The 26,987-nt window shown below is 68.8% G+C and carries 27 protein-coding genes; 4 read left to right on the forward strand and 23 right to left on the reverse strand.

The window, feature by feature from the left end; genetic code table 11:
- Window positions 1–147 precede the first annotated feature (147 nt).
- Window positions 148–819 carry an endonuclease NucS gene (gene nucS / locus ACFXC1_RS14940; RefSeq protein WP_026179233.1) on the forward strand — a complete coding sequence of 224 codons (672 nt, stop codon included), beginning with the start codon at window positions 148–150 and terminating at the stop codon, window positions 817–819.
- A 76-nt stretch (window positions 820–895) separates the two neighbouring features.
- Here the strand turns inward: nucS and ACFXC1_RS14945 are convergent, their stop codons facing one another.
- The 3 genes from ACFXC1_RS14945 to ACFXC1_RS14955 all read right to left on the reverse strand — a co-directional run bounded on the left by ACFXC1_RS14945 (window position 896) and on the right by ACFXC1_RS14955 (window position 4,997).
- A complete protein-coding gene (locus ACFXC1_RS14945) occupies window positions 896–3,385 on the reverse strand; it encodes an ATP-binding protein (protein WP_381242740.1) in 2,490 nt (829 codons plus the stop codon).
- Window positions 3,386–3,679: 294 nt separating this feature from the next.
- On the reverse strand, window positions 3,680–4,003 hold the full coding sequence (locus tag ACFXC1_RS14950) for an STAS domain-containing protein (RefSeq protein WP_019073165.1): 324 nt from the start codon (window positions 4,001–4,003) through the stop codon (window positions 3,680–3,682).
- Window positions 4,004–4,148: 145 nt separating this feature from the next.
- Window positions 4,149–4,997 carry a 3-hydroxyacyl-CoA dehydrogenase family protein gene (locus ACFXC1_RS14955; RefSeq protein WP_019073166.1) on the reverse strand — a complete coding sequence of 283 codons (849 nt, stop codon included), beginning with the start codon at window positions 4,995–4,997 and terminating at the stop codon, window positions 4,149–4,151.
- Window positions 4,998–5,191: 194 nt separating this feature from the next.
- Here ACFXC1_RS14955 and ACFXC1_RS14960 point away from each other — a divergent pair, with 194 nt between their 5' ends.
- The 3 genes from ACFXC1_RS14960 to ACFXC1_RS14970 all read left to right on the forward strand — a co-directional run bounded on the left by ACFXC1_RS14960 (window position 5,192) and on the right by ACFXC1_RS14970 (window position 8,118).
- Window positions 5,192–5,764, forward strand: a complete 573-nt coding sequence (locus ACFXC1_RS14960) for a cob(I)yrinic acid a,c-diamide adenosyltransferase (protein WP_381242747.1) — start codon at window positions 5,192–5,194, stop codon at window positions 5,762–5,764.
- A 115-nt stretch (window positions 5,765–5,879) separates the two neighbouring features.
- Complete coding sequence (locus tag ACFXC1_RS14965) at window positions 5,880–7,706, forward strand: glycosyl hydrolase family 18 protein (protein ID WP_381242749.1); 1,827 nt, start codon at window positions 5,880–5,882, stop codon at window positions 7,704–7,706.
- Window positions 7,707–7,908: 202 nt separating this feature from the next.
- Window positions 7,909–8,118 (forward strand): hypothetical protein, encoded by a 210-nt coding sequence (locus tag ACFXC1_RS14970; RefSeq protein ID WP_381242751.1) that lies wholly within the window; start codon window positions 7,909–7,911, stop codon window positions 8,116–8,118.
- Here ACFXC1_RS14970 and ACFXC1_RS14975 read toward each other — a convergent pair.
- From ACFXC1_RS14975 to ACFXC1_RS15070, 20 genes are all read right to left on the reverse strand, one after another.
- Entirely contained in the window at window positions 8,105–8,551 is a 447-nt protein-coding gene (locus ACFXC1_RS14975) for a DUF2550 domain-containing protein (RefSeq protein ID WP_026179234.1), read from the reverse strand. The two genes, ACFXC1_RS14970 and ACFXC1_RS14975, sit on opposite strands and share 14 nt — an antisense overlap.
- 138 nt (window positions 8,552–8,689) lie before the next feature.
- The gene (locus ACFXC1_RS14980; protein ID WP_266772606.1) at window positions 8,690–9,064 is read right to left on the reverse strand and encodes a F0F1 ATP synthase subunit epsilon; all 375 of its coding nucleotides are present in this window, start codon (window positions 9,062–9,064) and stop codon (window positions 8,690–8,692) included.
- 110 nt (window positions 9,065–9,174) lie between these two features.
- Window positions 9,175–10,611 carry a F0F1 ATP synthase subunit beta gene (gene atpD, locus ACFXC1_RS14985; RefSeq protein ID WP_019073172.1) on the reverse strand — a complete coding sequence of 479 codons (1,437 nt, stop codon included), beginning with the start codon at window positions 10,609–10,611 and terminating at the stop codon, window positions 9,175–9,177.
- Window positions 10,611–11,528 (reverse strand): F0F1 ATP synthase subunit gamma, encoded by a 918-nt coding sequence (locus tag ACFXC1_RS14990; protein ID WP_381242755.1) that lies wholly within the window; start codon window positions 11,526–11,528, stop codon window positions 10,611–10,613. The genes atpD and ACFXC1_RS14990 overlap by 1 nt, the downstream gene beginning before the upstream one ends.
- Window positions 11,529–11,549: 21 nt before the next feature.
- Window positions 11,550–13,139 (reverse strand): F0F1 ATP synthase subunit alpha, encoded by a 1,590-nt coding sequence (gene atpA / locus ACFXC1_RS14995; protein ID WP_381242757.1) that lies wholly within the window; start codon window positions 13,137–13,139, stop codon window positions 11,550–11,552.
- 130 nt (window positions 13,140–13,269) lie between these two features.
- Complete coding sequence (locus ACFXC1_RS15000; RefSeq protein ID WP_381242759.1) at window positions 13,270–14,085, reverse strand: F0F1 ATP synthase subunit delta; 816 nt, start codon at window positions 14,083–14,085, stop codon at window positions 13,270–13,272.
- Window positions 14,082–14,624, reverse strand: a complete 543-nt coding sequence (locus ACFXC1_RS15005) for a F0F1 ATP synthase subunit B (protein ID WP_093629142.1) — start codon at window positions 14,622–14,624, stop codon at window positions 14,082–14,084. Before ACFXC1_RS15005 ends, ACFXC1_RS15000 begins: the two co-directional genes overlap by 4 nt.
- 41 nt (window positions 14,625–14,665) lie before the next feature.
- Window positions 14,666–14,902, reverse strand: coding sequence for an ATP synthase subunit c family protein (locus ACFXC1_RS15010; RefSeq protein ID WP_043683105.1), 237 nt, complete (start codon window positions 14,900–14,902; stop codon window positions 14,666–14,668).
- 74 nt (window positions 14,903–14,976) lie between these two features.
- Window positions 14,977–15,813 (reverse strand): F0F1 ATP synthase subunit A, encoded by an 837-nt coding sequence (gene atpB, locus ACFXC1_RS15015; RefSeq protein ID WP_200711013.1) that lies wholly within the window; start codon window positions 15,811–15,813, stop codon window positions 14,977–14,979.
- A 210-nt stretch (window positions 15,814–16,023) separates the two neighbouring features.
- On the reverse strand, window positions 16,024–16,437 hold the full coding sequence (locus ACFXC1_RS15020; protein WP_381242762.1) for a hypothetical protein: 414 nt from the start codon (window positions 16,435–16,437) through the stop codon (window positions 16,024–16,026).
- 294 nt (window positions 16,438–16,731) lie between these two features.
- Window positions 16,732–18,051, reverse strand: a complete 1,320-nt coding sequence (locus ACFXC1_RS15025; protein WP_381242764.1) for an MraY family glycosyltransferase — start codon at window positions 18,049–18,051, stop codon at window positions 16,732–16,734.
- A gap of 129 nt (window positions 18,052–18,180) precedes the next feature.
- A complete protein-coding gene (locus ACFXC1_RS15030) occupies window positions 18,181–19,419 on the reverse strand; it encodes a serine hydroxymethyltransferase (protein ID WP_381242766.1) in 1,239 nt (412 codons plus the stop codon).
- Window positions 19,420–19,535: 116 nt separating this feature from the next.
- Entirely contained in the window at window positions 19,536–19,667 is a 132-nt protein-coding gene (locus ACFXC1_RS15035; RefSeq protein ID WP_381242768.1) for a hypothetical protein, read from the reverse strand.
- Window positions 19,668–19,686: 19 nt separating this feature from the next.
- Entirely contained in the window at window positions 19,687–20,355 is a 669-nt protein-coding gene (locus tag ACFXC1_RS15040; RefSeq protein ID WP_026179237.1) for an arsenate reductase/protein-tyrosine-phosphatase family protein, read from the reverse strand.
- Window positions 20,352–20,999: an L-threonylcarbamoyladenylate synthase gene (locus ACFXC1_RS15045; protein ID WP_381242770.1), complete on the reverse strand. Its 648-nt coding sequence runs from the start codon at window positions 20,997–20,999 to the stop codon at window positions 20,352–20,354. The genes ACFXC1_RS15040 and ACFXC1_RS15045 overlap by 4 nt, the downstream gene beginning before the upstream one ends.
- Window positions 21,000–21,054: 55 nt before the next feature.
- Complete coding sequence (prmC, locus tag ACFXC1_RS15050; protein WP_019073183.1) at window positions 21,055–21,900, reverse strand: peptide chain release factor N(5)-glutamine methyltransferase; 846 nt, start codon at window positions 21,898–21,900, stop codon at window positions 21,055–21,057.
- Between the two features lie 68 nt (window positions 21,901–21,968).
- Window positions 21,969–23,045, reverse strand: a complete 1,077-nt coding sequence (gene prfA / locus ACFXC1_RS15055) for a peptide chain release factor 1 (RefSeq protein ID WP_093629136.1) — start codon at window positions 23,043–23,045, stop codon at window positions 21,969–21,971.
- Window positions 23,046–23,154: 109 nt separating this feature from the next.
- Window positions 23,155–23,379, reverse strand: a complete 225-nt coding sequence (gene rpmE / locus ACFXC1_RS15060) for a 50S ribosomal protein L31 (protein WP_019073185.1) — start codon at window positions 23,377–23,379, stop codon at window positions 23,155–23,157.
- Window positions 23,380–23,586: 207 nt separating this feature from the next.
- Window positions 23,587–24,726, reverse strand: a complete 1,140-nt coding sequence (locus ACFXC1_RS15065; RefSeq protein WP_381242773.1) for an LCP family protein — start codon at window positions 24,724–24,726, stop codon at window positions 23,587–23,589.
- A 196-nt stretch (window positions 24,727–24,922) separates the two neighbouring features.
- Window positions 24,923–26,779, reverse strand: a complete 1,857-nt coding sequence (locus ACFXC1_RS15070) for a trypsin-like serine protease (protein ID WP_381242775.1) — start codon at window positions 26,777–26,779, stop codon at window positions 24,923–24,925.
- Window positions 26,780–26,987: the final 208 nt, after the last annotated feature.

The raw sequence follows: 26,987 nt of genomic DNA on the forward strand, positions 1-26,987 counted from the left end.
TAGGCAACTGAAGGAGGCGGCACCAGGAGAATGCGTACATAGGGAACTCTCAATAGGCCCACAATCGGCCATGAATGAACAAGGGGCGTCAGGGGTCTTCCAGGGCGAATCGCGTTCACTGTCGCCCGTCGAGTAGCGTTGCCGACCATGCGTCTCGTCATTGCCCGGTGTTCCGTGGACTACGCGGGCCGGCTCACCGCCCACCTCCCCTCCGCCCCCCGTCTCATCCTGGTGAAGGCGGACGGCAGCGTCTCGATCCACGCGGACGACCGGGCCTACAAGCCCCTCAACTGGATGTCGCCGCCCTGCACGCTGAAGGAGGGTTCCGGGGACGACGAGGGCGTCTGGACCGTCATCAACAAGGCGGGCGAGAAGCTCATCATCACGATGGAGGAGATCCTCCACGACTCCTCGCACGAGCTCGGCGTGGACCCCGGCCTGATCAAGGACGGCGTGGAAGCGCACCTCCAGGAGTTGCTGGCCGACCGCATCGACACCCTCGGCGACGGCTACACGCTCATCCGCCGCGAGTACATGACGGCCATCGGACCGGTCGACATCCTGTGCCGGGACGCCGACGGCCAGACCGTCGCGGTCGAGATCAAGCGGCGCGGCGAGATCGACGGCGTGGAGCAACTCACGCGCTATCTGGACCTGTTGAACCGCGATCCGCATCTCGCCCCGGTGCGCGGCATCTTCGCCGCCCAGGAGATCAAACCGCAGGCCCGCGTCCTCGCCACCGACCGCGGCATCGGCTGCGCGGTCCTGGACTACGACGCCCTGCGCGGCATCGAGGACGACAAGCTGCGCCTGTTCTGACCGACTCCGATTCCCCTACGACGAAAAGGGCCGGTTCCGATCATCGGAGCCGGCCCTTTCGGGGTCGTACGGAGGGTCAGATCACGGTGCCCGAGGCGATGCTGCTCGCGGGGGCGGCCGAACTGGTGGTGTCCGCGGGGGCGCTGGAGGAGACGATGCCGCTCGCCGAGGTTCCCGTGGACGGGGTGCTCGACGGCGTGGGCGTCGGGGTAGGTGTCACGGACTCAGACGGAGTGCTCGACGGTGTCTGTGAAGGAGACGCCGAATGCGACGGAGTCGAACTCGGCGAATGCGACGTGGACCTGGACGGTGTCGGCGACGTGGGCCTGCCGCTCGTCCCGCTCGGCTTGTCCGAAGGCGTGCCGCTGCTCGACGGCGGGGTCGGATCGTCCGACGTGCCGTAGGTCCCGTCGGGGCCGGGGTTGGTCGGGCTGCTGCTGGCCGTGCCGTTGTCGCCCTTCTTCGCCGGGTCGGCGCCCAGGCTGTCGTCGGAGTTGCCCTGGCTGGCGGACGGGTTGACGCCGACCTTGTCGGACGGGTTGTCGGCGTTGTTGTTGGACGTGGCGCCGAGGGTCACGACGGTGCCCAGGACGGCGGCGAGCAGCGCGCCCGCGCCGGCCGCGACGAGGTTGCGCCGGGCGTAGCCGCGCAGGCCGCCGCGCGCCTTGTTGTGGGGCGTGGGGCTGCCGGCCGGGGCCTGGTGGGCGACGAGGGTGTAGGTGTCGCCGGGCGGCTGGAGCGGCGGGAAGGGAGTCGGTGTCCCGCCGGGCGGCGAGGCGGACTCCTCGTAGCGGGCGTCGGGCACTTCCTCGCCGGCCGTGGCGCCGAGGCCGATCGTGATGCCGGAGCGGTCGGCGACCAGGGCGAGGGCGCGCCGGCCGGCGACGGTGCCGCGCTTGTCGGCGGCGGTGTCGCGCAGGCCGATGGAGGACTCCAGTTCGGCCCGGGCCCGGTCGAGGTCGCCCTCACAGAGCGCGAGGACGCCCAACTCGTGCTGGAAGTAGGCCTGTTCGCTCGCGTTGCCGGCTAGCTGGGCGGCCTCGGCGCCGGAGCGCAGCGCGCGTTCCCAGGCGCTCCAGTGGAGTCCGGCGGCGAACGCGGGGGCCGCTGTGCGGGCCAGTTCGACGGTGGCGCTCTCCTCGCCCTCGCCGGGCGGGGTGGTCGCCGGTACGAGGACGGTGAGGGCGGCGAGCAGCGCGTCCGCCTCGGCGCACACCCGCTCGGGGGTGACCGAGGGGTGTCCGGCCCACCAGGCGTAGTGCAGCCCGGCGATGAGGGCGCTGGCCTCGATCTCGTCGCCGTATCCGGCGGCCTCCAGCTGGGTCTGGACGCCGGCGGCGAGCCGGTAGCGGCCGCCGACCGGGGAGACCAGTCCGCAGGCCGCGAGTTCGCCGAGGGCGGCGTCCGCGTGGGTGTCGCCGACGAGTGCGGGCAGGTGGGCCTGGTGCGGCACCTCGCCGCCGAGCGCGACGGCGAAGCGCAGGGTGGCGCGGGCCGAGGAGCTGAGCCGGGAGGCGAGCAGCGGGGCGGGCGCGGCGGCCTCGCCGAGGGACGGCAGAGGTACGGCGTCATCCTCGTCGGCGTCGAGGGGCGTGATGGGGGGCGCGTCGGCCGGGACCATGTCCTGGAAGACGCCGAACTCCTCCACCACGCTGGTGCCGACGCGCTGTTCGTCGCGCTGCCGGAGCAGGGCGCCGGCCTGGACGAAGCGCAGGGGCAGGCCCTCGGACTCGAAGTAGAGGTCGCCCGCCCAGTTCGCCTCCTCCTCGGTGAGGACGCGGCCCACGCCGTGCTCCAGGACCTCCACGGCACCGGCCCGCTGCAGGCCGCCGAGGAAGACCTCCTCGATGACGGAGCCGGCGGCCGGTGCGGGGATCTCGGGGGTCGCGGCGACCAGGAAGGCGCACTCGGGGGTCGCGTCGAGGAGTTCCTCCAGGGCGGCGCCGCCGAACTCGATGTCGTCGAGGACGACGACCGCGCCGATCTCCCGCACCAGGGTGAGCAGTTCGTCCCGGGCGGGCCGGTGCAGGGGTGCGTCGTAGACGGCGTAGAAGAGGTCGTAGAGGAGGTCGGTGGCGGTGCGGTGGAAGCCGGTGAGGCGGATCACGCCGTCGGGGGCGAGGTCGAGGCAGTCCTCGGCGACGAGGTCGAGGAGGCTGGTGCGGCCCGAGCCCGAGGGGCCGGTGAGGCGTACGGAGCGGCCGCGGGCGAGCAGTCGTACGAGCCGCTCGCGCTCCTCCTGGCGTTCCAGGAGCGGGAGTGCGGGCCGGTTCAGGCCGGGCGGGACGGGCGGTTTGGCCGCGCGGGCGGTCTCGGCGCGCTCGGCGGCGGTGAGCTTGGCGGGCCGGCCGGGCCGCTGGCCGGGCGGGCAGGCCTCGATCTCGCTGCCGTCGACGGGGTTGACGGTGAGCAGGAAGTCACCGGTGACCAGCTGCACGGTGCGGGCGAGCGCGGGTGTGTGCTGGCCGAAGTCGGGTGTGAGGGGTTCCCGGGGCGGGCGCTGGCGCGACGACGTGTCGTCGCCGTCCTGGCCGTACTCCTCGGGTTCCCGGTTGATCGGGTCCATAGGTCCAAGCCCCCCAAAAGCGTCGTGTGCGGGTCGACAGGACCCAGGCCCCTCCCGGCCTTGCTGCACACCGCGCTGTCGCTTCTGGTCCGGGCCCGCTCGAAGGGTTGTCACACAGCGGGCGACCGAACCCTAAACCTTCGCACAGTATCTACGACAGCCCGGGGTACCGCGCCGTCCGAGACGTCACAGTCTCATGAGGATTGCGCGCGTCGGGTGTTTCGCGGGCGGCCGACCGGGCCTCTTTGAAAAAGTGTGCCACTTTCGGTGGAAGTGACACACTTTCAAAACTGGTCACACTCGGGGCAGGCACTCCGCCCCGATGCCGCCCTCGATCGCGAGGATGCGGTGCAGCCGGGTGGCCACGAGCAGGCGCTGCATCTGCGGCGGTACACCGCGCAGCACCAGGCGCCGGCCACAGCGGCCGGCGCGTCGATGGGCTCCCATGATGACGCCGAGGCCGGTGGCGTCCCAGGAGTCGAGCTCGGACAGGTTCAGCACCAGATCGCCGACTCCGTCGTCGACGGCCGAGTGCAGGACCGTACGGGCGTCCGCCGCGCTGCGGACGTCGAGGCGGCCCCCGACGACCAGCTCGACGTGGTCGCCCCTGATGTACATATGCGCTCCCCGTGAGTGCGGTGGCGTACTCCGTGATGTGAGTGATGCAACCTCTGACTGCGTGAAGTGCCGGGAGGTTGCCGTCTGTGAGCGAACCGATACCGAATTCACCCCTGCGTGTGATGCCACAGGGGCCTGTGCGGTTTCAGTGCTTGTAGAAGCCCTGCCCGCTCTTGCGGCCGATGTCACCGGCGTCCACCATTCGGCGCATCAGCTCCGGCGGGGCGAACTTCTCGTCCTGTGACTCGGTGTAGATGTTGCTCGTCGCGTGCAGCAGGATGTCGACGCCGGTGAGGTCCGCGGTGGCCAGCGGGCCCATCGCGTGACCGAAGCCCAGCTTGCAGGCGAGGTCGATGTCCTCGGCGGTGGCGACGCCCGACTCGTACAGCTTCGCCGCCTCGACGACGAGCGCCGAGATGAGACGGGTCGTCACGAAGCCGGCCACGTCACGGTTGACGACGATGCAGGTCTTGCCGACGGATTCGGCGAACTCCCGCGCGGTGGCGAGGGTTTCGTCGCTCGTCTTGTAGCCGCGCACGAGTTCGCACAGCTGCATCATCGGCACCGGCGAGAAGAAGTGCGTGCCCACGACGCGCTCCGGACGCTCCGTCACGGCCGCGATCTTCGTGATCGGGATGGCGGAGGTGTTGGAGGCGAGGACGGCGTCCTCACGCACGATCTTGTCCAGCGCGCGGAAGATCTCGTGCTTGACTTCGAGCTTCTCGAAGACGGCCTCGACGACGATGTCCGCGTCGCCGACCGCGTCGAGATCGGTGGTCGCCGTGATCCGGCCCAGGGCCGCGTCGGCGTCGTGCGCCTCCAGCTTCCCCTTGCTCACGAACTTGTCGTACGAGGCCTTGATGCCGTCGGTGCCACGCTTCAGGGCCTCGTCGGTGACATCGCGCAGGACGACGTCCCAGCCCGCCTGCGCGGAGACCTGGGCAATACCGGAACCCATGAGTCCGGCGCCGATGACGGCAAGCTTCCGTGCCACTGTGCGACTCCCCTTTGAAACGCTTACAGCGTGTATCCGTATGCCTCACGGCGGACACTAGCGAAGCTGCCGCGCTGTGTGACCGGTTAGTAACGCGCGTCACGTCTCATCTGACGGACATCACACCGGCACGGGTCATTCGACCGCCCGTACGGCCTAGTTGAGCGGCGGCCGACCCTGACTACGCTGGCCACATGGTCAATCTGACGCGCATCTACACCAGGACCGGCGACCAGGGCACGACCGCCCTCGGCGACATGAGCCGGGTCGCCAAGACGGACGTCCGCATCTCGGCGTACGCCGACGCCAACGAAGCCAACGCGGCCATCGGCACCGCCATCGCCCTCGGCAACCTCGACGAGGACATCGTCAAGGTCCTCACCCGCGTCCAGAACGACCTCTTCGACGTGGGCGCCGACCTCTCCACACCCGTGGTCGAGAAGCCCGAGTTCCCGCCCCTCCGGGTCGAGCAGTTCTACATCGACAAGCTGGAGGCGGACTGCGACCACTTCAACGACCGCCTGGAGAAACTCCGCTCCTTCATCCTCCCCGGCGGCACCCCGGGCGCGGCCCTCCTCCACCAGGCCTGCACGGTCGTCCGCCGCGCCGAACGCTCGACCTGGACGGCCCTGGAGACCCACGCCGAGGTGATGAACCCCCTGACGGCGACCTACCTCAACCGATTGTCGGACCTGTTGTTCATCCTGGCCCGTACGGCCAACAAGGCGGCGGGGGACGTCCTTTGGGTACCGGGCGGGGAGCGCTGACCCCCAACTCCCAAGTGGTCCAGACCTATTGACCGGTGGTCCAGACCTTCCTATCCTCACGGGACTGTGGGCGCGAAGGCTCAGTCGCGCCCCCTTACCCCCGAGGAGGCGCTCAATGCGCTTCAGAACCAGAGCAGTTGCCGGGTTCGCGACCCTGCTGCTCCCGCTCGCCGCTCTCGTCGGTCTGGCGGCCCCCGCCCAGGCCGCCTCGACCGCGACCGCCACCTTCACCAAGACCAGCGACTGGGGCACCGGCTTCGGCGGTCAGTGGACCGTGAAGAACACCGGTACCAGCGCGATCAGTTCATGGACGGTCGAGTGGGACTACCCCTCCGGCACGTCCGTCACCTCGGCCTGGGACGCGGACGTCACCAGCTCCGGCAACCACTGGACCGCGAAGAACAAGTCCTACAACGGCACCATCGCCGCCGGCGCCTCCGTCTCCTTCGGCTTCAACGGAGCCGGTTCCGGCGTGCCCTCCAACTGTCTGCTGAACGGCGGCAGTTGTGACGGCGGCACCACGGTCCCCGGTGACGCGGCCCCCTCCGCGCCCGGCACCCCCACCGCATCGTCGATCACCGACACCTCGGTGAACCTGTCCTGGTCGGCCGCCACCGACGACAAGGGCGTCAAGAACTACGACGTGCTGCGGGGCGGGACGAAGGTCGCCACGGTGACGACCACCTCGTACACCGACACCGGTCTCACCGCCGGCACCGACTACTCGTACACCGTGCAGGCCCGCGACACCGCCGACCAGACCGGACCGGTCAGCGGCGCGGTCGCCGTGCACACCACCGGCGGTACGACCACTCCCCCGACCACCGGCAGCAAGGTCAAGCTCGGCTACCTCACCGAGTGGGGCACGTACCAGCGCAACTACCAGGTCAAGAACCTGGTGACGTCCGGCTCGGCCGCGAAGATCACGCACATCAACTACGCGTTCGGCAACGTGACGAACGGGCAGTGCGCGATCGGCGACGCCTACGCCGACTACCAGAAGACGTTCACCGCCGACCAGTCGGTCAGCGGTGTCGCCGACACCTGGGACCAGCCGCTCGCCGGCAACTTCAACCAGCTGCGCGAACTGAAGGCCAAGTACCCGAACATCAAGATCCTCTCGTCCTTCGGCGGCTGGACCTGGTCCGGCGGCTTCGCCCAGGCCGCGGCCAACCCGACCGCGTTCGCCAACTCCTGCTACAACCTGGTCGAGGACCCGCGCTGGGCCGACGTCTTCGACGGCATCGACATCGACTGGGAGTACCCGAACGCCTGCGGTCTCTCCTGCGACACCAGCGGAGCCGCGGCCTACAAGAACCTGATGCAGGCCCTGCGCGCCAAGTTCGGCACCGGCAACCTGGTCACCGCCGCCACCACGGCGGACGGCACCTCCGGCGGCAAGATCGACGCCGCCGACTACGCGGGCGCGGCCCAGTACGTCAACTGGTACAACGTGATGACGTACGACTTCTTCGGCGCCTTCAACGCGACCGGCCCCACCGCCCCGCACTCCCCGCTCACCACCTACACCGGCATCCCGACCCCCGGCTTCACCACGGCCGACGCGATCGCCAAGTTCAAGTCGAAGGGCGTCGCCGCGAGCAAGCTGCTCATCGGCATCGGCTTCTACGGCAGAGGCTGGACCGGCGTGACCCAGGCCGCCCCCGGCGGCACGGCCACCGGCCCGGCGGCGGGCACGTACGAGCAGGGCATCGAGGACTACAAGGTCCTCAAGACGACCTGCCCGGCCACCGGCACGATCGCCGGCACGGCATACGCCTACTGCGGCAACAACTGGTGGTCGTACGACACCCCGAGCACGATCGCCGGAAAGATGAGCTGGGCCAAGACCCAGGGTCTGGGCGGCGCGTTCTTCTGGGACTTCAGCGGCGACACCAGCAACGGTGAGCTGGTGACGGCCATCAACAACGGGCTGAGCTGAGCCCCACCCAGGTCAGCACACCGCCGCGGGCAGACCTCTCCGGTCTGTCCGCGGCGCGTTGTGTGCGGCGCGCGCCCCCGGCGTGCACCCCGAAGGGCCATTCGGCCCGGGGCGGAGGCCGGTTGGCGCCGGTAGGAAGCTGCTGACCTGGGGCATCTTGGTCCTACGACAGCAAGCGGAACATCGCACTACGGGGGAAACCATGAAGCGCAGGACCACCACGTCCCGTACCAGCAAGAGGTCCGTCCACTCCTGGGCCGCGCCGGCCGGCGCACTCGCCACGGCGACTGCCGCGGCTCTCATGGCCGCCTGTCCGGTGGACGTCACCGTGACTCTCGGCTCCGCGCCCCACACGGTCGTCGTCAGCCAGGCCGACGTACCCAACCCGGTGTGTCCGATCAGGCCACGTTGACCCGCTGGCCGGGCGGTGCCGCCTCCAGCCAGGCCAGGAAACCGGTCAACGCGTCCTCGCTCATGGCGAGTTCGAGACGCGTGCCCCGGTGCAGGCAGGTCAGGATGATCGCGTCGGAGAGGAGGGCGAGTTCCTCCTCGCCCTCGGGGAGACGGCGGCCGGCGACCTCGATCGCGGAGCGTTCCAGGGTGCGGCGCGGGCGGTAGGCGTAGGAGAAGACGCGGTACCACTCGATGCGGTCGCCGTTGTAGCGGGCGACGCCGTAGCTCCAGCCCTTGCCGTTGGTGTCGGGTTTCTCCGGTACGTCCCAGCGGAGCGAACAGTCGAAGGTGCCGCCGGAGCGCTGGATGAGTCTGCGGCGCAGGCCGAAGACGAACAGCCCCACCACTACCAGGGCCACAACAATTCCGCACACAGTCAGAGCGAGGACCATCGACACCGACCTCCTCGTCTCCTAGGTAAAACAGGTAACGGAACGGAAAAAACACCCACATTCGCCTCAGCCGCGGCTGGGGCCGGATTCCTCCGGTCCCAGCCGCGGCTGAGTCACGTCATCGCGTCAACGCTGGGTTCAGCGCGTCTCCACCGCACGCAGGCGGACGTCCGCGCGGCGCTCGGCGGACTCGTCGCCCTCCGCCTTCGCCCGCTCCAGCTCGCGCTCCACGCGCTGGACGTCGATCTCGTCCGACAGCTCGGCGATCTCGGCGAGCAGCGACAGCTTGTTGTCCGCGAACGAGATGAAACCGCCGTGCACCGCGGCGACGACCGTTCCACCATCGCTCGTACGAATGGTCACCGGGCCCGACTCCAGCACACCGAGCAGCGGCTGGTGACCGGGCATGACGCCGATGTCGCCGGACGTGGTGCGCGCGACGACCAGGGTGGCCTCGCCGGACCAGACCTGGCGGTCCGCGGCGACGAGCTCGACATGCAGCTCAGCAGCCAAGGTGGGCTCCTCGGGTCACCACCCGGCGGTCGTGCCGGGTGTTGGGTCAATTCTAATGGGCGTGGAAGAGGGGGTGGGACACGCCCCACCCCCTCAGGTGAAGCACGGGGTCAGGAGACGCCCAGCTCCTTCGCGTTCGCCTTCAGGTCCTCGATACCGCCGCAGAGGAAGAACGCCTGCTCCGGGAAGTGGTCGTACTCCCCGTCGATGATCGAGTTGAACGCGGTGATCGACTCGTCCAGCGGGACGTCCGACCCGTCGACGCCGGTGAACTGCTTGGCGACGTGGGTGTTCTGGGACAGGAAGCGCTCGACGCGACGGGCACGGTGGACGGTGAGCTTGTCCTCCTCGCCCAGCTCGTCGATACCGAGGATCGCGATGATGTCCTGAAGGTCCTTGTACTTCTGCAGGACCGTCTTGACGCGCATCGCGGTGTTGTAGTGGTCCGCCGCGATGTAGCGGGGGTCCAGGATGCGGGACGTGGAGTCCAGCGGGTCCACGGCCGGGTAGATGCCCTTCTCGGAGATCGGACGGGAGAGAACCGTCGTCGCGTCGAGGTGGGCGAAGGTGGTGGCCGGGGCCGGGTCGGTCAGGTCGTCCGCGGGGACGTAGATCGCCTGCATCGAGGTGATCGAGTGACCGCGGGTCGAGGTGATGCGCTCCTGGAGGAGACCCATCTCGTCGGCCAGGTTCGGCTGGTAGCCCACCGCGGAGGGCATACGGCCGAGCAGGGTCGAGACCTCGGAACCGGCCTGCGTGAAGCGGAAGATGTTGTCGATGAAGAACAGCACGTCCTGGTTCTGCACATCGCGGAAGTACTCCGCCATGGTCAGACCGGCCAGGGCCACGCGCAGACGGGTGCCCGGGGGCTCGTCCATCTGGCCGAAGACAAGGGCCGTCTTGTCGATGACGCCCGAGTCGGCCATCTCCTCGATGAGGTCGTTGCCCTCACGGGTGCGCTCGCCGACACCGGCGAACACGGAGACACCGTCGTGGTTGTTGGCGACGCGGTAGATCATCTCCTGGATGAGCACCGTCTTGCCGACGCCGGCACCGCCGAACAGGCCGATCTTGCCGCCCTTGACGTACGGGGTGAGCAGGTCGATGACCTTGACGCCGGTCTCGAACATCTCGGTCTTCGACTCGAGCTCGTCGAAGCGCGGGGCCTTGCGGTGGATGGACCAGCGCTCGCCCGTGTACTTCTCGTCGCTGTTCAGCACCTCACCGAGGGTGTTGAACACCTTGCCCTTGGTGAAGTCGCCGACCGGGACGGTGATGCCGTCGCCGGTGTCGGTGACCGGGGCCTGGCGGACCAGACCGTCGGTGGGCTGCATCGAGATGGTGCGGACCAGGCCGTCACCCAGGTGCTGGGCGACCTCCAGGGTCAGCGTCTTCTTCGCGCCGTCCAGGGCCGGGTCGGCCACCTCGACGTGCAGAGCGTTGTAGATCTCCGGCATCGCGTCGACGGGGAACTCCACGTCGACGACCGGGCCGATGACCCGGGCGACGCGGCCCGTGGCAACGGCCGTCTCAACTGTCGTCGTCATTACTTGTCACTCCCCGCGGTCGCGTCGGCCAGGGCTGCGGAGCCACCGACGATCTCGCTGATTTCCTGGGTGATTTCGGCCTGGCGGGCCGCGTTGGCAAGACGGGAGAGCGTGGTGATCAGGTCTCCCGCGTTGTCGGTAGCCGACTTCATCGCGCGGCGCGTGGCGGCGTGCTTGGAGGCAGCCGACTGGAGCAGCGCGTTGTAGATACGGCTCTCGACGTACCGCGGCAGGAGGGCGTCCAGGACGTCCTCCGCCGACGGCTCGAAGTCGTACAGCGGAAGGATCTCGCCCTGGGGCGTCGCCTCTTCCGCGACCTCTTCGAGGCTGAGGGGCAGCAGCCGGCTGTCGACCGGCGTCTGCGTCATCATCGAGACGAACTCGGTGTAGACGATGTGGAGTTCGTCCACGCCGCCCTCCGCCGTGTCCTTCTCGATGGCCTCGATGAGCGGACCCGCGACCTTCTTCGCGTCCGCGTAGGTGGGCTCGTCGGTGAAGCCCGTCCACTGCTCCGAGATCTTGCGCTCACGGAAGTTGTAGTGGGCGACACCGCGGCGGCCGACGATGTACGTGTCGACCTCCTTGCCCTCGGCCTCGAGACGCGCGGTCAGCTGCTCCGCGGCCTTGATGGCGTTGGAGTTGAAGGCGCCGGCCAGACCGCGGTCGCTCGTGAGGAGCAGCACAGCGGAACGGGTCGGCGTCTCGGCCTCGGTGGTCAGCGGGTGCCTGGTGTTCGAACCCGTGCCGACCGCCGTGACCGCGCGCGTCAGTTCCTTCGCGTACGGCGTCGAGGCCTGCACCTTGCGGTGCGCCTTGACGACACGCGAGGCGGCGATCATCTCCATCGCCTTGGTGATCTTCTTGGTCGCGGTGACGGATCGGATGCGACGCTTGTAGACCCGGAGCTGGGCTCCCATGAGTCAGGTCCCTTCCTTACGTCACTTGGCCGCGGCCGGGGCGTCCTCGCCGAGGAGCTTGCCGTCCGAGGTCTCGAACTGCTTCTTGAACTCGGTGATCGCGTCCGCGGCGGCGGTGAGGGTGTCGTCCGACATCTTGCCGCCCTCCTTGATGGAGGTCATGAGGCCCTGCTCCTTGCGGTGCAGGTACTCCAGGAGCTCCTTCTCGAAGCGGCGGATGTCCTCGACCGGTACGTCGTCCATCTTGCCGGTGGTCGCGGACCACACGGAGACGACCTGGTCCTCGGTGGGCATCGGCTGGTACTGCGGCTGCTTGAGCAGCTCGACCAGACGCTGACCGCGCTCCAGCTGGGCCTTCGACGCGGCGTCCAGGTCGGAACCGAAGGCGGCGAACGCCTCCAGCTCGCGGTACTGGGCGAGGTCGAGGCGCAGTCGGCCGGAGACCTGCTTCATCGCCTTGTGCTGCGCGGAACCGCCGACTCGGGAGACGGAGATACCGACGTTCAGCGCGGGGCGCTGACCGGCGTTGAAGAGGTCCGACTCCAGGAAGCACTGGCCGTCGGTGATGGAGATGACGTTGGTCGGGATGAACGCCGAGACGTCGTTGGCCTTGGTCTCGACGATCGGCAGACCGGTCATCGAGCCCTTGCCCATCTCGTCGGAGAGCTTCGCGCAGCGCTCCAGCAGACGGGAGTGCAGGTAGAAGACGTCACCCGGGTAGGCCTCGCGGCCCGGCGGACGGCGCAGCAGCAGGGAGACGGCGCGGTAGGCGTCGGCCTGCTTGGAGAGGTCGTCGAAGATGATGAGGACGTGCTTGCCGTCGTACATCCAGTGCTGGCCGATGGCCGAACCGGTGTACGGCGCCAGGTACTTGAAGCCGGCCGGGTCGGACGCCGGGGCGGCGACGATGGTCGTGTACTCCAGGGCGCCGGCCTCTTCGAGCGCACCACGCACGGAGGCGATGGTGGAGCCCTTCTGACCGATGGCGACGTAGATGCAGCGGACCTGCTTGTTCACGTCGCCCGAGCGCCAGTTGTCGCGCTGGTTGATGATCGTGTCGACGGCCAGGGCGGTCTTGCCGGTCTGGCGGTCGCCGATGATCAGCTGACGCTGGCCACGGCCGATCGGGGTCATCGCGTCGACGGCCTTGTAGCCGGTCTCCATCGGCTCGTGCACCGACTTGCGGACCATGACGCCCGGGGCCTGCAGCTCGAGGGCGCGGCGACCGCTGGTCTCGATCTCGCCGAGGCCGTCGATCGGGTTGCCGAGCGGGTCGACGACACGGCCGAGGTAGCCCTCGCCGACGGCGACGGACAGGACCTCTCCGGTACGGGTGACCGGCTGGCCCTCCTCGACACCGCTGAACTCACCGAGGATGACGGTACCGATCTCACGCTCTTCGAGGTTGAGCGCGAGACCGAGGGTGCCGTCCTCGAACTTCAGCAGTTCGTTGGCCATGGCCGAGGGCAGGCCCTCGACCTTCGCGATGCCGTCGCCGGCAAGGGTGACCGTACCGACCTCCTCGCGCGAGGCCGCGTCCGGCTTGTACGACTGGACGAAGTTCTCCAGCGCGTCCCGGATCTCCTCCGGCCGGATCGTGAGCTCCGCCATCTGGGTTCCCTGCTCTCCTTGTTGGGCCCGAAGTTTCACTTGGGGGGATGGGGGGACTCCCCCCTGAACGAGGTGAATCCTCTGCACGGCCCAACTCGGGCCGCCTTACTACGTCTTTGTTGTGGTGCTGCTAGCTCGCCATACGGCGGGTGGCGTCATCGAGGCGGTCCGCGATGGAGCCGTTGATGATCTCGTCGCCGACCTGCACCCGGATACCGCCGAGGACCTCGGGGTCCACGTCGATGTTCAGGTGCATGTGACGGCCGTAGAGCTTCGCGAGGGCGGCGCCCAGGCGCTGCTTCTGCGGGTCGCTCAGCGGGACCGCCGTGGTGACGACCGCGACCAGGCGACTGCGGCGGTCGGCGGCGAGCTTGGACAGGGACTCGAGTCCCGCTTCCAGGCTACGTCCCCGGGGCGCGGTCACAAGGCGCGTCACCAGTCGTTCGGTGGCGGGCTTGGCCCGGCCGCCGAGCAGGCTGCTCAGCAGCTCGCTCTTGGCCGCGGTGCCCGCCGCGCGGTTGGTCAGCGCGGCACGCAGCCCGGTGTCCGAGGCGACGATCCGGCCGAACCGGAACAGTTCGTCCTCGACGTCGTCGAGCTGGCCCGACTGCTGGGCGGCAGTGAGGTCGGCGGTGGCCGCCAGCTCCTCCAGCGCGTCCACCAGGTCGCGGGACTGCGACCAGCGGGAGCGCACCATGCCGGACACCAGGTCGAGGGCGGAGCCGCCGACCTGACCGCCGAGCAGGCGCTCGGCAAGCTGGGCCTTGGCCTCGCCGTCCTGCGCCGGGTCGGTGAGGACCCGACGCAACGACACCTCACGGCCGAGCAGCGCGGTGACGGCGGCCAGTTCGTCGGCGAGCTGCGCCGCGTTCACGGACGTGGAGTCCGTGAGCGCGTCGAGACGCTCGCGTGCGGCCGCCAGGGCCTCGCGGCTCGCTCCGTTCATCGCGCGGCCTCGGCCTTCTCTTCGAGCTCGTCGAGGAAGCGGTCGATGACGCGGCTCTGCCGGGCGTGGTCCTCGAGGGACTCGCCGACGAGCTTGCCGGCCAGGTCGGTGGCGAGCTTGCCGACGTCCTGGCGCAGCGCCTGCGAAGCGGCCTTGCGGTCTGCCTCGATCTGCGTGTGACCGGCGGCGACGATCTCCTCGCGCTGCCGCTGGCCTTCCGCGCGCATCTCGGCGATGAGCGTGGCGCCCTGCTCCTGTGCCTCCTGGCGCAGACGCGCGGCCTCGTGCCGGGCCTCGGCGAGCTGAGCCTTGTACTGCTCAAGCACGCTCTGGGCCTCGGTCTGGGCGGCCTCGGCCTTCTCGATACCGCCCTCGATGGCCTCGCGCCGCTCGTCCAGAACCTTGTTGATGTTCGGGAGGAGCTTCTTGGCGAGGAAGCCGAAGACGATGACGAAGGCGATCAGGCCGATGACGAGCTCGGGGATCGGCGGGACGAGAGGGTTCTCCTTCTCGGCCGCCAGAATGAGCAGCTGGCTCATGTCAGTGCCTTTCGTCTAGTGGGCTGTTGCTGATCGACAGATCAGGTGCCGTAGACGAACGGCATGACCAGGCCGATGAGGGCAAGGGCCTCACAGAAGGCGAAGCCGAGGATCTGGTTGGCGCGGATCAGGCCGGCAGCTTCGGGCTGACGGGCAAGAGCCTGGGTGCCGTTGCCGAAGATGATGCCGACGCCGACGCCGGGACCGATGGCGGCGAGGCCGTAGCCGATGGAGCCGAGCGAACCGGAGACGGCAGCGAGGGTCTCAGTGGCAGCCATGCTGATTCTTCCTTATCTGTACGGACCGGCGGGGGTTGGCCACCGGACGCTAAGGGGGTTCTGGAGGGGGGTGCTCAGTGGTGCTCGGCGAGCGCGCCCTGGATGAAGGTGCAGGTCAGCAGCACGAAGACGTACGCCTGCAGGGCCTGGATGAAGAGCTCGAAGGCCGTCATCACGATGACCATGACGAACGAGACACCCGCGTAGGCGATCCCGATGCCGTTGAGCAGGTACCAGCTGGCGATCGTGAAGAGCAGCAGCAGGGTGTGGCCCGCGAACATGTTCGCGAAGAGTCGCACGGCGTGCGTGAACGGCCGGACGATCAGGTTCGAGAGGAGCTCGATGCCCATCGCCAGCGGGAGGACCGCGCCGAGCGACTTGTCGTAACCGGAGAAGTTCTTGAAGGCGCCGACGAATCCGTGCCGCTTGAACGTCAGCGAGACCCAGGTGATGTAGACGATCGCCGCGAGGACGATCGGGTACGCGATGATCGAGGTCACCGGGAACTGGGCGACCGGGACGATCGACCAGAGGTTCATCATCCAGATGAAGAAGAAGAGCGAGACGACCAGCGGTACGTACTTCTCGCCTTCCTTCTTTCCGATGGTCTCGTAGACGACACCGCGGCGGATGAAGTCGTAGCCGGTCTCGGCGACCATCTGCAGCTTGCCGGGGACGACCTTCGGCTTGCGGAAGGCGGCCCAGAAGAAGCCGACAACGATGACCGAGCCGATCAGCGCCAGCAGCATCGGCTTGTTGAAGTACACGTTGCTGTCGCCGTCCCCCAGAAGGGGCTTGAACAGGAACGAGTGCAGGCCGGGAGCCGGGAAGCCACAGCCGTCGAAGATGTGGCAGTCGGTCTCGAAGGCGAGCACCTGCGTCGGGTCAGCACTCACCGCGGGCTCCTTCAGCGTGGCGCATAGGTACGGCAACCTCGTTGTGTCGGCGCGGCGCGCAGCCGCGGTTCGGCACTGGACTGGTGTAACGGATGTGGGGGCGGCAGTGGGGCATCGAGCCTCGCGATTGAGCAGGCGTCAGCTCAGATGCCCGCGCCCGCGATGCCGCAGTTGGCACCGGACGATAGCAGGGTCGCTTACGTGCTCTTATCCCGGCCCTACCTCTCACGACGAGTGCCCCGACTTCTCGGGCTCGACGTAGAGGATTTTGGCCTTCATGTGGGCACGGGTCTGCGCGGCGGTCCAGACGATGGTTCCGGCGAGCAGCGTGAACGCGAAGGCCTTGGGATTGAACAGCGTGGTGTGCTTGAACGCGGCGAGGAAGATGAACAGCAGCAGGATCTGCGCCGCGAAGAGCATGAGGCCCATCGCCTGGAACAGGTGCGGAAGCGATTTGGCAGTGCGCTGCAGAACGTAGAGCCCGATTCCCATGAAGAGGATCACGATCAGCGTCCCAACGGCTGCCCCGATAGCCCCTTCACCACCGGCGACCACACCACTGACGACGGCGGCAATCGCGCCGACGGCAGCTGTGGGCACAGCGGCCTGAAGGAGAATCCGGGCGTCATTGGACGGCATGGCGGCAACTCCGCTTGCTAAGGGGGGCGTGTCGTCATGGACGAGCGTAGTCCCGGGATGAGAGAGAACCTCACGCCAATGGACCGTCGCACTAGGGTCCTTCGGCTCTGTCCCGGGTTCTCGTGAACCGTATCACAAACTATTTGATGCGGTCTTTACCTAGAAGGTGTGCTTGCTGTCACACATGAGAGTGACAGTGCGCGTCTGTGCAAAATAGCGGCCAACTTGTCTGGTATGGGGATGCTTTGTCTGCCCACGAGATGGCAACGCTTTAGTCAGATTCTTACCTTGGCGTCAGCGCGAGGACTCGGCTTTACGTCCGTCCAGGAGGCGCGAACGGGGGCCGACAGCGGTCGCCCCGTTGACTCCTGACACTCCGGCGACAACCGGCGGACGCGGATCGCGGTCCTCCTCCGCCAGCACCACGACGGGCTCAACTGCCGCCCTGCGACGGCGATAACGCGGCGGCACCAGGTGCTCGGCCCAACGCGGCGCACGCGGGGTGAAGCGCGGCAGCAGGAGCAGCACCAGACCGATCGCGCTCAGGAAGACGATCCCGAGGACGATCCACATGGAGGCCGAGTTGACCGAGTAGCCGAGCGCGCCGAAGGCGATCAGCGCCGACCAGAAGTACATGATCAGCACGGCCCGGCTGTGCGAGTGGCCGATCTCCAGGAGCCGGTGGTGCAGATGGCCGCGGTCCGCGGCAAATGGCGACTGGCCCCGCCAGGTGCGGCGGACGATCGCCAGCACCAGGTCGGCGGCCGGCACCGCGATGATCGTCAGCGGCAGCAGCAGCGGGATGTAGACCGGCACCGTCGAGTGCACGGCCGCCTTCTCCGAGTGCAGGAACAGCTGCAGCGCGTCCGGGTCGACCTGTCCCGTGATGGAGATCGCACCCGCGGACAGCACCAGGCCGATCAGCATCGAGCCGGAGTCGCCCATGAAGATCCGCGCGGGGTGCATGTTGTGCGGCAGGAAGCCGATGCACATGCCCATCAGGATCGCCGAGAAGAGCGTGGCCGGGGCGGCGGCCTCGATGCCGTACGAGTACCAGATGCGGTACGCGTACAGGAAGAACGCGGCGGCGGCGATGCAGACCATGCCGGAGGCGAGGCCGTCGAGGCCGTCGACGAAGTTGACCGCGTTGATGGTGATGACGACCAGGGCGACCGTGAGCAGGGTGCCCTGCCACTGGGTCAGCGCCACGTTGCCGACGCCCGGGATGGGCAGCCACAGGATCGTCAGACCCTGCATGACCATCACGCCGGCGGCGATCATCTGGCCGCCCAGCTTGATCAGGGCGTCGATCTCGAACTTGTCGTCCAGGACACCGATCAGCCAGATCAGGGCGGCGCCGGAGAGCAGGGCCCGCGGCTCGTTCGAGTTCTGGAAGACCTCGCTGAGGTTGGTCAGGTGGTCGGCGACCAGCAGGCCGGCGCACAGGCCGAAGAACATGGCGATACCGCCGAGCCGCGGAGTCGGTTCCCGGTGCACGTCACGGGCCCTGATCTCCGGCATCGCCCCGGCCACGATCGCGAACTTCCGCACCGGCCCGGTCAGCAGATACGTCACCGCGGCCGTCACGCAGAGCGTCAGCAGGTATTCACGCACAGGCTTCCCCACAGGTCTCGCTGGCCATCACAGCCCCACACCCTAGCGAGGGACGCATATGGTTGGGGACTTCCGGGTAGCGAAGATGGTTGCACGTGTGGCTGTGTGCCAGGGTCCGGGTACCCCCGTTCAGCCCGGATACGGCGGGAATCCACCCACAAGATCCCGCACTTCGTCACGGGCCCGTCTGGCGTCGACCCGTCCGCGCAGCACACCCGCGATCAGCGCCGCGATGCCCGCCATCTCGCCCTCCCCCATGCCCTGCGTGGTCATCGCCGCCGTGCCGAGCCGGAGGCCGCGGGTGTCGCCGTGCGGCAGCGCGCAGCAGTCCAACACCATCCCGGCGGCGGCGAGTTGACTGCGGGCGACGCGCCCGTCGATGCCCAGCGGCATCGGGTCGACGGTGATCAGATGGGTGTCGGTGCCGCCCGTGGTGACGACCAGCCCCTCCGCCGCCAGCCCCGCCGCGAGCACCCGGGCGTTGGCGACCACCTGATGGGCGTACGCCGTGAAGGCCGGCGTCGCCGCCTCGCCGAACGCGACGGCCTTCGCCGCGATGGTGTTCATCTGCGCGCCGCCCTGGGTGAACGGAAAAACGGCCCGGTCCACCCGTTCGGCCAGCTCGCTCCCGCACAGCAGCATCCCGCCGCGCGGCCCGCGCAGCACCTTGTGCGTGGTGGCGCAGACGACATCGGCGTACGGCACCGGGTTCGGCGCCGCTCCCCCGGCGACGAGGCCGATGGGGTGGGCGGCGTCGGCGATGAGATAGGCGCCGACCTCGTCGGCCACCTCGCGGAAGAATGCGTAGTCGATGTGCCTCGGGTAGGCGATGGAACCGCACACGATCGCCTTGGGCCGGTGCGTACGGGCGAGGGTGCGCACCTGGTCGTAGTCGATGAGCCCGGTCTCGGCGTCCACCCCGTACCCCACGAAGTCGAACCACCGCCCGGAGAAGTTCGCGGGCGACCCGTGCGTGAGATGACCGCCGTACGGGAGCCCCAGCGCGAGGACGGTGTCACCGGGCCGCAGCAGCGCGGCGTACGCGGCCAGCACGGCCGAAGAGCCGGAGTGGGACTGCACGTTGGCGTGCTCGGCGCCGAACAGGGCCTTCGCGCGGTCCACGGCGACACGCTCGGCGACGTCGACGATCTCGCAGCCGCCATGGTGACGGGCGCCGGGGTAGCCCTCGGCGTACTTGTTGGCCAGCGGGGAGCCGAGCGCGGCCAGCACGGCGGGCGAGCTGAAGTTCTCGGCCGCGACCAGCTGAAGCGTCGTCGACTGCCGGGTCAGCTCCCCGAGCAGGATCTCGGCCAGCTCGGGATCCTGCCGACGCAGGACATCGGCCTCAAGGACAGGGGTGACCGACATGGTGGACTCCGGGGCGTCGACGGTGACGTACGTCCAATGTAGGCCCGGGACGGGTGGGACGCGCGGCCGTTGTCAGGTCTTCGCGGGCACACCCGTGAACGTCACACCCGTTGAAGTCACGTCCGCGCGGGAACCCCCGTCAACGCCGTCACCACCGGATCGATCGCCTGGCTCAGCCACACCGGCCGCTCCACGGCGGACGTCACCGACTCGGCCCACCGGATCAACCGCTCCGCAGCGGCCCTCACCGACCCCGCTCTCGCCGGATCACGTCCGCGCGGGCACACCCGTCAACGCCGTCACCACCGGATCGATCGCCTGGTTTATCTCGTCGCCGATGGAGCGGAAGAACGGGAGGGGGGCGCCGTAGGGGTCGAAGACCTCGTCGGCTTCTGCTGTGGGGGCCAGGAGCCAGCCTCGGAGGGCCGCTGCCGCGCGGACCAGGGCGCGGGCGCGGGCCACCATGCCGTCCTCCAGGGGTGGGAGGGTGGCCGGGTCGATCGCCTTCACCAGGCGGGTGAACTCCTTGAGGGTGAAGGTGCGCAGGCCCGCCGAGTGGCCCATGGAGATGACCTGCTGGCGGTGGTCCCTCGTGGCGGTCAGCACCAGGTCGGCGCGGATCACGTGGTCGTCGAGCAGCTCGCGGCCGGTGAAGCCGGAGGGGTCCGCGCCGAAGTCGGTGAGGACGGTCGCCGCGTTGGTCTCCATGGGCGCGCCCTCATGGCCCCAGGTGCCGGCGCTCTCCACGATGAGCCCGCCCCACAGCGGGTCGCCGAGCCGGTCCGCCAGGGCATGACGGGTCAGCCGCTCGGTGATCGGCGAGCGGCACACGTTGCCGGTGCTGACGTGGAGGATGCGGAAGCTGTCCATGGGAAGCCCGAAGGTCCCCGTCACTTCCCCGTTGCCTATGCCACGCCCCGCGTCAGGGGCTGTCAATTCGCCACCTCGAGGTCGGGTACGACCTTGCGCAGCTCCTCCGCCGAGATCGCGCCCGCGCGCAGCAGCAGGGGCACCTCGCGCGTGACGTCGACGATCGAGGACGGCACGTTGCCGGGGGTCGGACCTCCGTCGAGGTACACGGAGACGGAGTCGCCGAGCATCTCCTGGGCGGCGTCACAGTCCTCCGGCGCGGGGTGGCCGGTGAGGTTCGCGGAGGAGACGGCCATCGGGCCGACCTCCGTCAGCAGCTCGATGGCGACGGGGTGCAGCGGCATGCGGACGGCGACCGTGCCCCGGGTGTCCCCCAGGTCCCACTGCAGGGACGGCTGGTGCTTGGCGACCAGCGTGAGGGCGCCCGGCCAGAACGCGTCGACGAGTTCCCAGGCCAGCTCGGAGAAGTCCGTGACGAGGCCGTGCAGGGTGTTCGGGGAGCCGATGAGGACGGGCGTGGGCATGTTGCGGCCCCGGCCCTTGGCGTCCAGGAGATCGGCGACGGCCTCCGAGGTGAACGCGTCGGCCCCGATGCCGTAGACCGTGTCGGTCGGCAGGACCACGAGTTCGCCCCGGCGGACGGCGGACGCGGCCTCGCGCAGACCCGTCGTGCGGTCGGTCGCGTCATTGGTGTCGTATCGCCGTGCCATGTCTAGCGGGCCTCCTCGTACACGTACTGCTGCGGGTCGAAAGTCGGGGCGCCGGTCACGGCGTCGCCCTGCGGGCGGTCGCGAAGCGCGGGCGGTTGTTGAGGTCGGGGTGGTCGGCCGCGTCGGCCCAGCCACGTTCCTCGGTGAAGATCCACGGCACCTGGCCGCCCTGGGTGTCGGCGTGCTCGATGACGACGACACCGCCGGGGCGGAGGAGCCGGTGTGCGGTGCGTTCGATGCCGCGGATCAGGTCGAGCCCGTCCTCCCCTGAGAACAGGGCGAGTTCGGGGTCGTAGTCCCGGGCCTCGGGAGCGACGTACTCCCACTCCGTGAGCGGGATGTACGGCGGGTTGGAGATGACCAGGTCGACATGGCCGTCGAGGTCGGGGAAGGCGTCCAGGGCGTTGCCCTGCCGCAGGTCGACCCTGGACCCCTCCATGTTCTTGCGGGTCCACTGGAGGGCGTCCTCGGACAGCTCCACGGCGTGCACCCGGGAGCGCGGGACCTCCTGCGCGAGGGCGAGCGCGATGGCGCCGGATCCGGTGCAGAGGTCCACGATCAGCGGCTCCACGACATCCATCGCGCGGACCGCGTCTATGGCCCAGCCGACCACCGACTCCGTCTCGGGGCGGGGCACGAACACCCCTGGCCCGACCTGGAGTTCCAGGTAGCGGAAGAAGGCGCGGCCGGTGATGTGCTGGAGCGGCTCCCGCTGTTCGCGCCGGGCGATGGTCTCCCAGTAGCGGGCGTCGAAGTCCACGTCCTTCACGGAGTGCAGCTCGCCCCGCTTCACACCGTGCACGAACGCGGCGAGCTCCTCCGCGTCGTTGCGCGGCGAGGGCACGCCGGCGTCGGCCAGCCGCTGGGTGGCCTGGGCCACCTCTGCTAGCAGCAGGTTCACGCAAGTCCTCCGTGTCGTACTCGTCCGTGCCGAACGTGCCGTGCGTACCGCCGTGTTACGCCCTCGTGTTACGCCGCCGCGAGCTTGGCGGCCGAGTCCGCGTCGACGCAAGCCTGGATCATCGCGTCGAGGTCGCCGTCCAGGACCTGGTCCAGGTTGTACGCCTTGAAGCCGACGCGGTGGTCGGAGATGCGGTTCTCCGGGAAGTTGTACGTACGGATCTTCTCGGAGCGGTCGACCGTGCGGACCTGGCTGCGGCGGGCGTCGGCGGCATTCTTCTCCGCCTCCTCCTGTGCCGCGGCGAGCAGCCTGGAGCGCAGGATACGCATCGCCTGCTCCTTGTTCTGCAGCTGGCTCTTCTCGTTCTGGCAGGACGCGACGACTCCGGTGGGAATGTGGGTGATGCGCACCGCGGAGTCGGTCGTGTTGACGGACTGGCCGCCGGGACCGGAGGAGCGGTACACGTCGATGCGGAGGTCGTTCGGGTTGATCTCGACGTCGACCTCCTCCGCCTCGGGGGTGACGAGGACACCGGCCGCGGAGGTGTGGATACGGCCCGCGGACTCGGTCGCGGGCACCCGCTGCACGCGGTGCACCCCGCCCTCGTACTTCAGCCGGGCCCAGACGCCCTGGCCGGGCTCGGTCGCGCCGTTGCCGCCCTTGGTCTTCACGGCGACCTGGACGTCCTTGTAGCCGCCCAGCTCGGACTCGGTGGCGTCGATGATCTCGGTCTTCCAGCCGACGCGCTCCGCGTACCGCAGGTACATGCGCAGCAGGTCACCGGCGAACAGGGCCGACTCGTCGCCGCCCGCGCCCGCCTTGACCTCGAGGATCACGTCCTTGTCGTCGTTGGGGTCGCGCGGCACCAGCAGCAGCCGCAGCTTCTCCGTGATCTCGTCCCGCTGCTTCTCCAGCTCCTTGACCTCGGCCGCGAACTCCGGATCGTCGGCGCCGAGTTCACGCGCGGTCTCGATGTCGTCGCCGGTCTGCTTCCAGGAGCGGTACGTGGCGACGATCGGGGTGAGCTCGGCGTAGCGCTTGTTCAGCTTGCGCGCGTTGGCCTGGTCGGCGTGGACCGACGGGTCGGCGAGCTTCTTCTCAAGGTCGGCGTGCTCGCCGATGAGGTCCTCGACAGCCTCGAACATCTTGGGCTCCTGAAATGCGGTGAAGAAAGGGAAGGCGGGCGACCAAAAACGCCGGTCCCGGCACGCCTGTAACAGGGGCGTGGCCGTGGACCGGCGAAATTGAAGCTCGCTACTTCTTGGAGCCGGCGCCAGCCTTGCCGAAGCGGGCCTCGAAGCGGGCCACGCGGCCACCGGTGTCGAGGATCTTCTGCTTGCCCGTGTAGAACGGGTGGCACTCGGAGCAGACCTCGGCGCGGATGTTGCCGCTCGTGATCGTGCTGCGGGTGGTGAACGACGCGCCACAGGTGCAGCTGACCTGGGTCTCGACGTACTCGGGGTGGATCTCGCGCTTCAAGGTGTCTCCTAGGTTCGGGAGGGCACCGGGTCGCTCCGCGGGTTTGCGGGGCGTGAACCGGGGCCGACTGTCCAGTCTGCCAGGACTGGAGCCAACCTCCCAAACCGGGGGCCCAGGTGATCTATTCCCTGCGGGTGCGCGGGGGCTGGGCGCGCGCCGCGGCGGACCGCCTGTCGACACAGCCCCGCGCCCCTGGGCGGTTGCGCCCTAGGAACTTGTCACGACGCCCTTGGCCTCGCCCGTCGCCGTGCCCTTGGACGCCGCCGCCGGTATCGGCTGGTCGTTCTTCAGGGCCGTCCAGACCAGCTGGGCCTTCGACTTCTCGATGATCACGCGGTTGGGATTGGCCGGGTCGTACTCGACCGGCATCGTGACCATGTTCATGTTGGCGGAGCTGATGCCCTTGAGGCCGTTGGCGAAGGACGTGAGGGAGTTCACGGAGCCGAGGTCGGAGTCGGTGGTGACGGCCTGGGTGGCGGTGTTGGCGAGGTCAAAGAGCTTGGTCGGGCTGGTCAGGAGGCCGACGTGCTTGACCTGGTTGACCAGGGCCTTGATGAACGCCTGCTGGAGCTGGATACGCCCGAGGTCGGAGCCGTCGCCGACGCCGTGCCGGGTGCGGACGAGGCCGAGGGCCTGCGAGCCGTTGAGCGTGTGCTTGCCGGCCTTGAGGTTCAGGTGGCTCTGCGAGTCCTTGATGTCCTTGGTGGTCGTTATCTGGACCCCGCCGAGCTCGTTGATGAGCTTCTCGAAGCCCGCGAAGTCGACCTCGAGGTAGTGGTCCATGCGCAGACCGGAGATGGACTCGACGGTCTTCACCGTGCAGGCGGCGCCGCCGGTCGAGTACGCCTCGTTGAACATCACGCCGGAGGCCGCGTCGTGCATGACGCCCTTGGTGTCGGTGCACGCGGGCCGGTCTACGAGGGTGTCGCGCGGGATGGACACCACACTGGCCCTCTTGTGGCCCTTGTAGACGTGGATGATCATCGCGGTGTCGGAGCGGGCGCTGCCGTCGTCGGTGCCGCCGCCCAGCTTCTTGTTGGTGCCGGAGCGGGAGTCGGAGCCCAGGACGAGGATGTTCTCGGAGCCGTTGTCGACCTTGACCGGCCGGTCGGTGCCGAGGGCCTGGTTGATGTCGACGCTCTTGATGTTGCCGTTGAGCTTGAAGTACACGTAGCCGGCGCCGGTACCGCCCAGCACCAGGACGCCTCCGGCGACCCAGGCCGTGATCATCAGGGCCCTGTGGCGGGGACTGCGGTTCTTCTGCTTGCGGCCTCCGGCGCGGTGGCGCGGGCCGCTGTTGCCGTCCTTGCCCGGTATACCGGGCTCCGGCGTGCTCTCGGCGGACATGGGCTCCTCGGTCTCTCGTCCGGTCGGTTACCCCCTGCTTTCAGGGTCAGGCGCGGTCAGTACCGCTCCATTTTCGTCCGCCTGGTCAGACGGGGAAACTCGACAAAGGGTTGCACAACACAGAGTGCCCATCGCGTACGGCGATGGGCACTCTGCGTAGTCGCGCGAGCGGGTCAGACCGCGCTCACCTGCTGTTTCACCCGAAGATGTCGTACTGCTGGAAACCGGTGCCCAGTGACTTCGCTGTGCCGAAGATCTCGCTCGTCGCCTTGCCGGTTCCCGGGTAGACGTACAGCGAACCGCTGGCGTTGCGGATCAGGAGGTCCGCCTTGCCGTCGCCGGTGAAGTCGCCGACCGCGTCGAACGCGTTGTAGCTGGGCCAGCTGCGCACCTTGACGCGGGCAGCGAAGGCGCCCGTGCCGGACTTGCCGGCGCCCTTGTACAGGTAGACGGCGCCGGTGCTCTTGTTGCGGGCGATCAGGTCGGCCTTGCCGTCACCGTTGAAGTCGCCGTGGCCGACCAGCGCGTTGTACTGGCTCCAGCCGCCGCCGACCCGCGAGGGCGAGCTGAAGGTGCCGTTGCCCTTGCCCGGGTAGATCCACAGGACACCGGAGCTGTCGACCGAGATCAGGTCGGGCAGGTAGTCGCCGGTGACATCGCCGGGGGCGATGATCCGGGTGCGGGTCTTCCAGTTGGCGAAGATCTTCGTGCTGGCCCAACTGCCGTCGTCGCGCGCGCTGTTGAGCACGAAGTGGTCCCAGTAGACCGCGCCGTCGGTGGTCCGGTAGATCCAGTCCTGGAAGCCGTCCCGGTTCAGGTCGGCGGAGCGGACCTGGTTGACGCCGCTCCAGTCGCCCAGGGACTGGCGGGTGGCCAGCGAGGTGCCCTTGGAGTCCAGCTCGTAGCCCACCTTGGTGGAGGACTTGCGGGCGTAGATGTCGGCCTTGTTGTCGGTGTAGCTGAGGTTGCCGTCGTCGATCTGCGCGTAGGCCGCGCCGACGTACGCGCTGACCTTGGCGAAGACACCGTAGGTGCCTTCGACGACACAGTCGTTGACCGTGGTGGCGTCGCCGTCGTCGGCGCTCCAGGAGACGACACCGACGATCCGGCCGGCGACGACCAGCGGGCCGCCGGAGTCGCCGTTGCAGATGGCCGTCGTGGTGGTGTCACTGCCGGTGGCGGGCTCGCCCGCGCAGACGTTGTGCCCCTTGATGTACAGGCTCCCGTAGGCGCCCGTGCAGGTGGCGTCCGACTGGATCGGCAGCGTGGCCGTCTTCAGCGTCTCGGAGATGTCCTCCGACGAGGAGCTGGTACGGCCCCAGCCGTAGACCTTGGCGGTCTTGGCGGCCGTGCCCGTGTACGACGTCGTGTCGGTGTTCGTCGTCAGGCGGATCGGGGTCGCCTTGACGGGGGCCGCCAGGGTGAGGACCGCCACGTCGTTGTCGATCGTCGCCGTGTTGTACGACGGGTGGGTCCACTGGCGCAGGACCGCGGTGGCCTGGCCGCCGTGCAGGTCGGTGTTGTTGTCCGCGTCGGTGGTCGGCAGCACGGTGGCGCTCGTGACGACGACGCCGTACTTGGCCCAGTTGTAGGCCTTGCCGTGCTCGTCCTTGGTGCAGTGCGCGGCCGTCAGGATCTTCGTCGGCGAGACGACCGAGCCGCCGCAGAAGAAGCCGAGGTCGTCGCTCTCGTCGGTGGTGCCCTTGTCGTCGTAGTACCAGAGCTGCGCCATGTACGGCGCGGTGCTGATGGTGGTGGTCGTGCCGCCGATGATCTTCGGGCTGGCGGTCGTGGCGGTGGTGCTCGCGCTGCGGGACGACTTCTTGGTCGTCCGGCCGGCAGTGTCGTCACTGGCCTCGGCGCCCGCGATGCGCTTCTTCAGCGTGGCGAGCGACGGCTGGCTGACGACGGGCTTCGCGGTCGGAGTCGGCAGCGCGGTGGCCGCGCCGGCGGACGTCGTCAGCACCGCGGCGGTCACGGCGGCGGCGATACCGGCCGCGGCGACGGGCAGGGCGAAACGTGTCCGGCGTCTGTGCCGACCGGCTCCAGGCATGGGCGTACCCACTGAAGTCCCCCCTCGGGATCAGAAGTTCGGACGAATGTCGAATGCGAGTCCGAAGAGCGTGATCGTACAGCGGGGGACCGACAACGCAGAGGGGCGCCCCCCCCCCCCCGGGGGGGCCCCCCCCCAACCCACATATCCCACCCTCACCCTGGGCGGGGGGTGGGGGGTCGTGTGGTGTTCTGGGTTGTAACACACC

The sequence above is a fragment of the Streptomyces hokutonensis genome (assembly GCF_042751305.1).
GTDB lineage: Bacteria > Actinomycetota > Actinomycetes > Streptomycetales > Streptomycetaceae > Streptomyces > Streptomyces hokutonensis_A.

Excerpts from the sequence above, each read along its gene's own strand:
- nucS (WP_026179233.1), top strand. The coding sequence starts at position 148 with ATGCGTCTCGTCATTGCCCGGTGTTCCGTGGACTACGCGGGCCGGCTC.
- ACFXC1_RS14945 (WP_381242740.1), bottom strand. The coding sequence starts at position 3,385 with ATGGACCCGATCAACCGGGAACCCGAGGAGTACGGCCAGGACGGCGAC.
- ACFXC1_RS14950 (WP_019073165.1), bottom strand. The coding sequence starts at position 4,003 with ATGTACATCAGGGGCGACCACGTCGAGCTGGTCGTCGGGGGCCGCCTC.
- ACFXC1_RS14960 (WP_381242747.1), top strand. The coding sequence starts at position 5,192 with ATGGTCAATCTGACGCGCATCTACACCAGGACCGGCGACCAGGGCACG.
- ACFXC1_RS14965 (WP_381242749.1), top strand. The coding sequence starts at position 5,880 with ATGCGCTTCAGAACCAGAGCAGTTGCCGGGTTCGCGACCCTGCTGCTC.
- ACFXC1_RS14970 (WP_381242751.1), top strand. The coding sequence starts at position 7,909 with ATGAAGCGCAGGACCACCACGTCCCGTACCAGCAAGAGGTCCGTCCAC.
- ACFXC1_RS14975 (WP_026179234.1), bottom strand. The coding sequence starts at position 8,551 with ATGGTCCTCGCTCTGACTGTGTGCGGAATTGTTGTGGCCCTGGTAGTG.
- atpD (WP_019073172.1), bottom strand. The coding sequence starts at position 10,611 with ATGACGACGACAGTTGAGACGGCCGTTGCCACGGGCCGCGTCGCCCGG.
- ACFXC1_RS14990 (WP_381242755.1), bottom strand. The coding sequence starts at position 11,528 with ATGGGAGCCCAGCTCCGGGTCTACAAGCGTCGCATCCGATCCGTCACC.
- atpA (WP_381242757.1), bottom strand. The coding sequence starts at position 13,139 with ATGGCGGAGCTCACGATCCGGCCGGAGGAGATCCGGGACGCGCTGGAG.
- ACFXC1_RS15000 (WP_381242759.1), bottom strand. The coding sequence starts at position 14,085 with ATGAACGGAGCGAGCCGCGAGGCCCTGGCGGCCGCACGCGAGCGTCTC.
- ACFXC1_RS15005 (WP_093629142.1), bottom strand. The coding sequence starts at position 14,624 with ATGAGCCAGCTGCTCATTCTGGCGGCCGAGAAGGAGAACCCTCTCGTC.
- ACFXC1_RS15010 (WP_043683105.1), bottom strand. The coding sequence starts at position 14,902 with ATGGCTGCCACTGAGACCCTCGCTGCCGTCTCCGGTTCGCTCGGCTCC.
- ACFXC1_RS15020 (WP_381242762.1), bottom strand. The coding sequence starts at position 16,437 with ATGCCGTCCAATGACGCCCGGATTCTCCTTCAGGCCGCTGTGCCCACA.
- ACFXC1_RS15030 (WP_381242766.1), bottom strand. The coding sequence starts at position 19,419 with ATGTCGGTCACCCCTGTCCTTGAGGCCGATGTCCTGCGTCGGCAGGAT.
- ACFXC1_RS15045 (WP_381242770.1), bottom strand. The coding sequence starts at position 20,999 with ATGGCACGGCGATACGACACCAATGACGCGACCGACCGCACGACGGGT.
- prfA (WP_093629136.1), bottom strand. The coding sequence starts at position 23,045 with ATGTTCGAGGCTGTCGAGGACCTCATCGGCGAGCACGCCGACCTTGAG.
- ACFXC1_RS15065 (WP_381242773.1), bottom strand. The coding sequence starts at position 24,726 with ATGTCCGCCGAGAGCACGCCGGAGCCCGGTATACCGGGCAAGGACGGC.
- ACFXC1_RS15070 (WP_381242775.1), bottom strand. The coding sequence starts at position 26,779 with ATGCCTGGAGCCGGTCGGCACAGACGCCGGACACGTTTCGCCCTGCCC.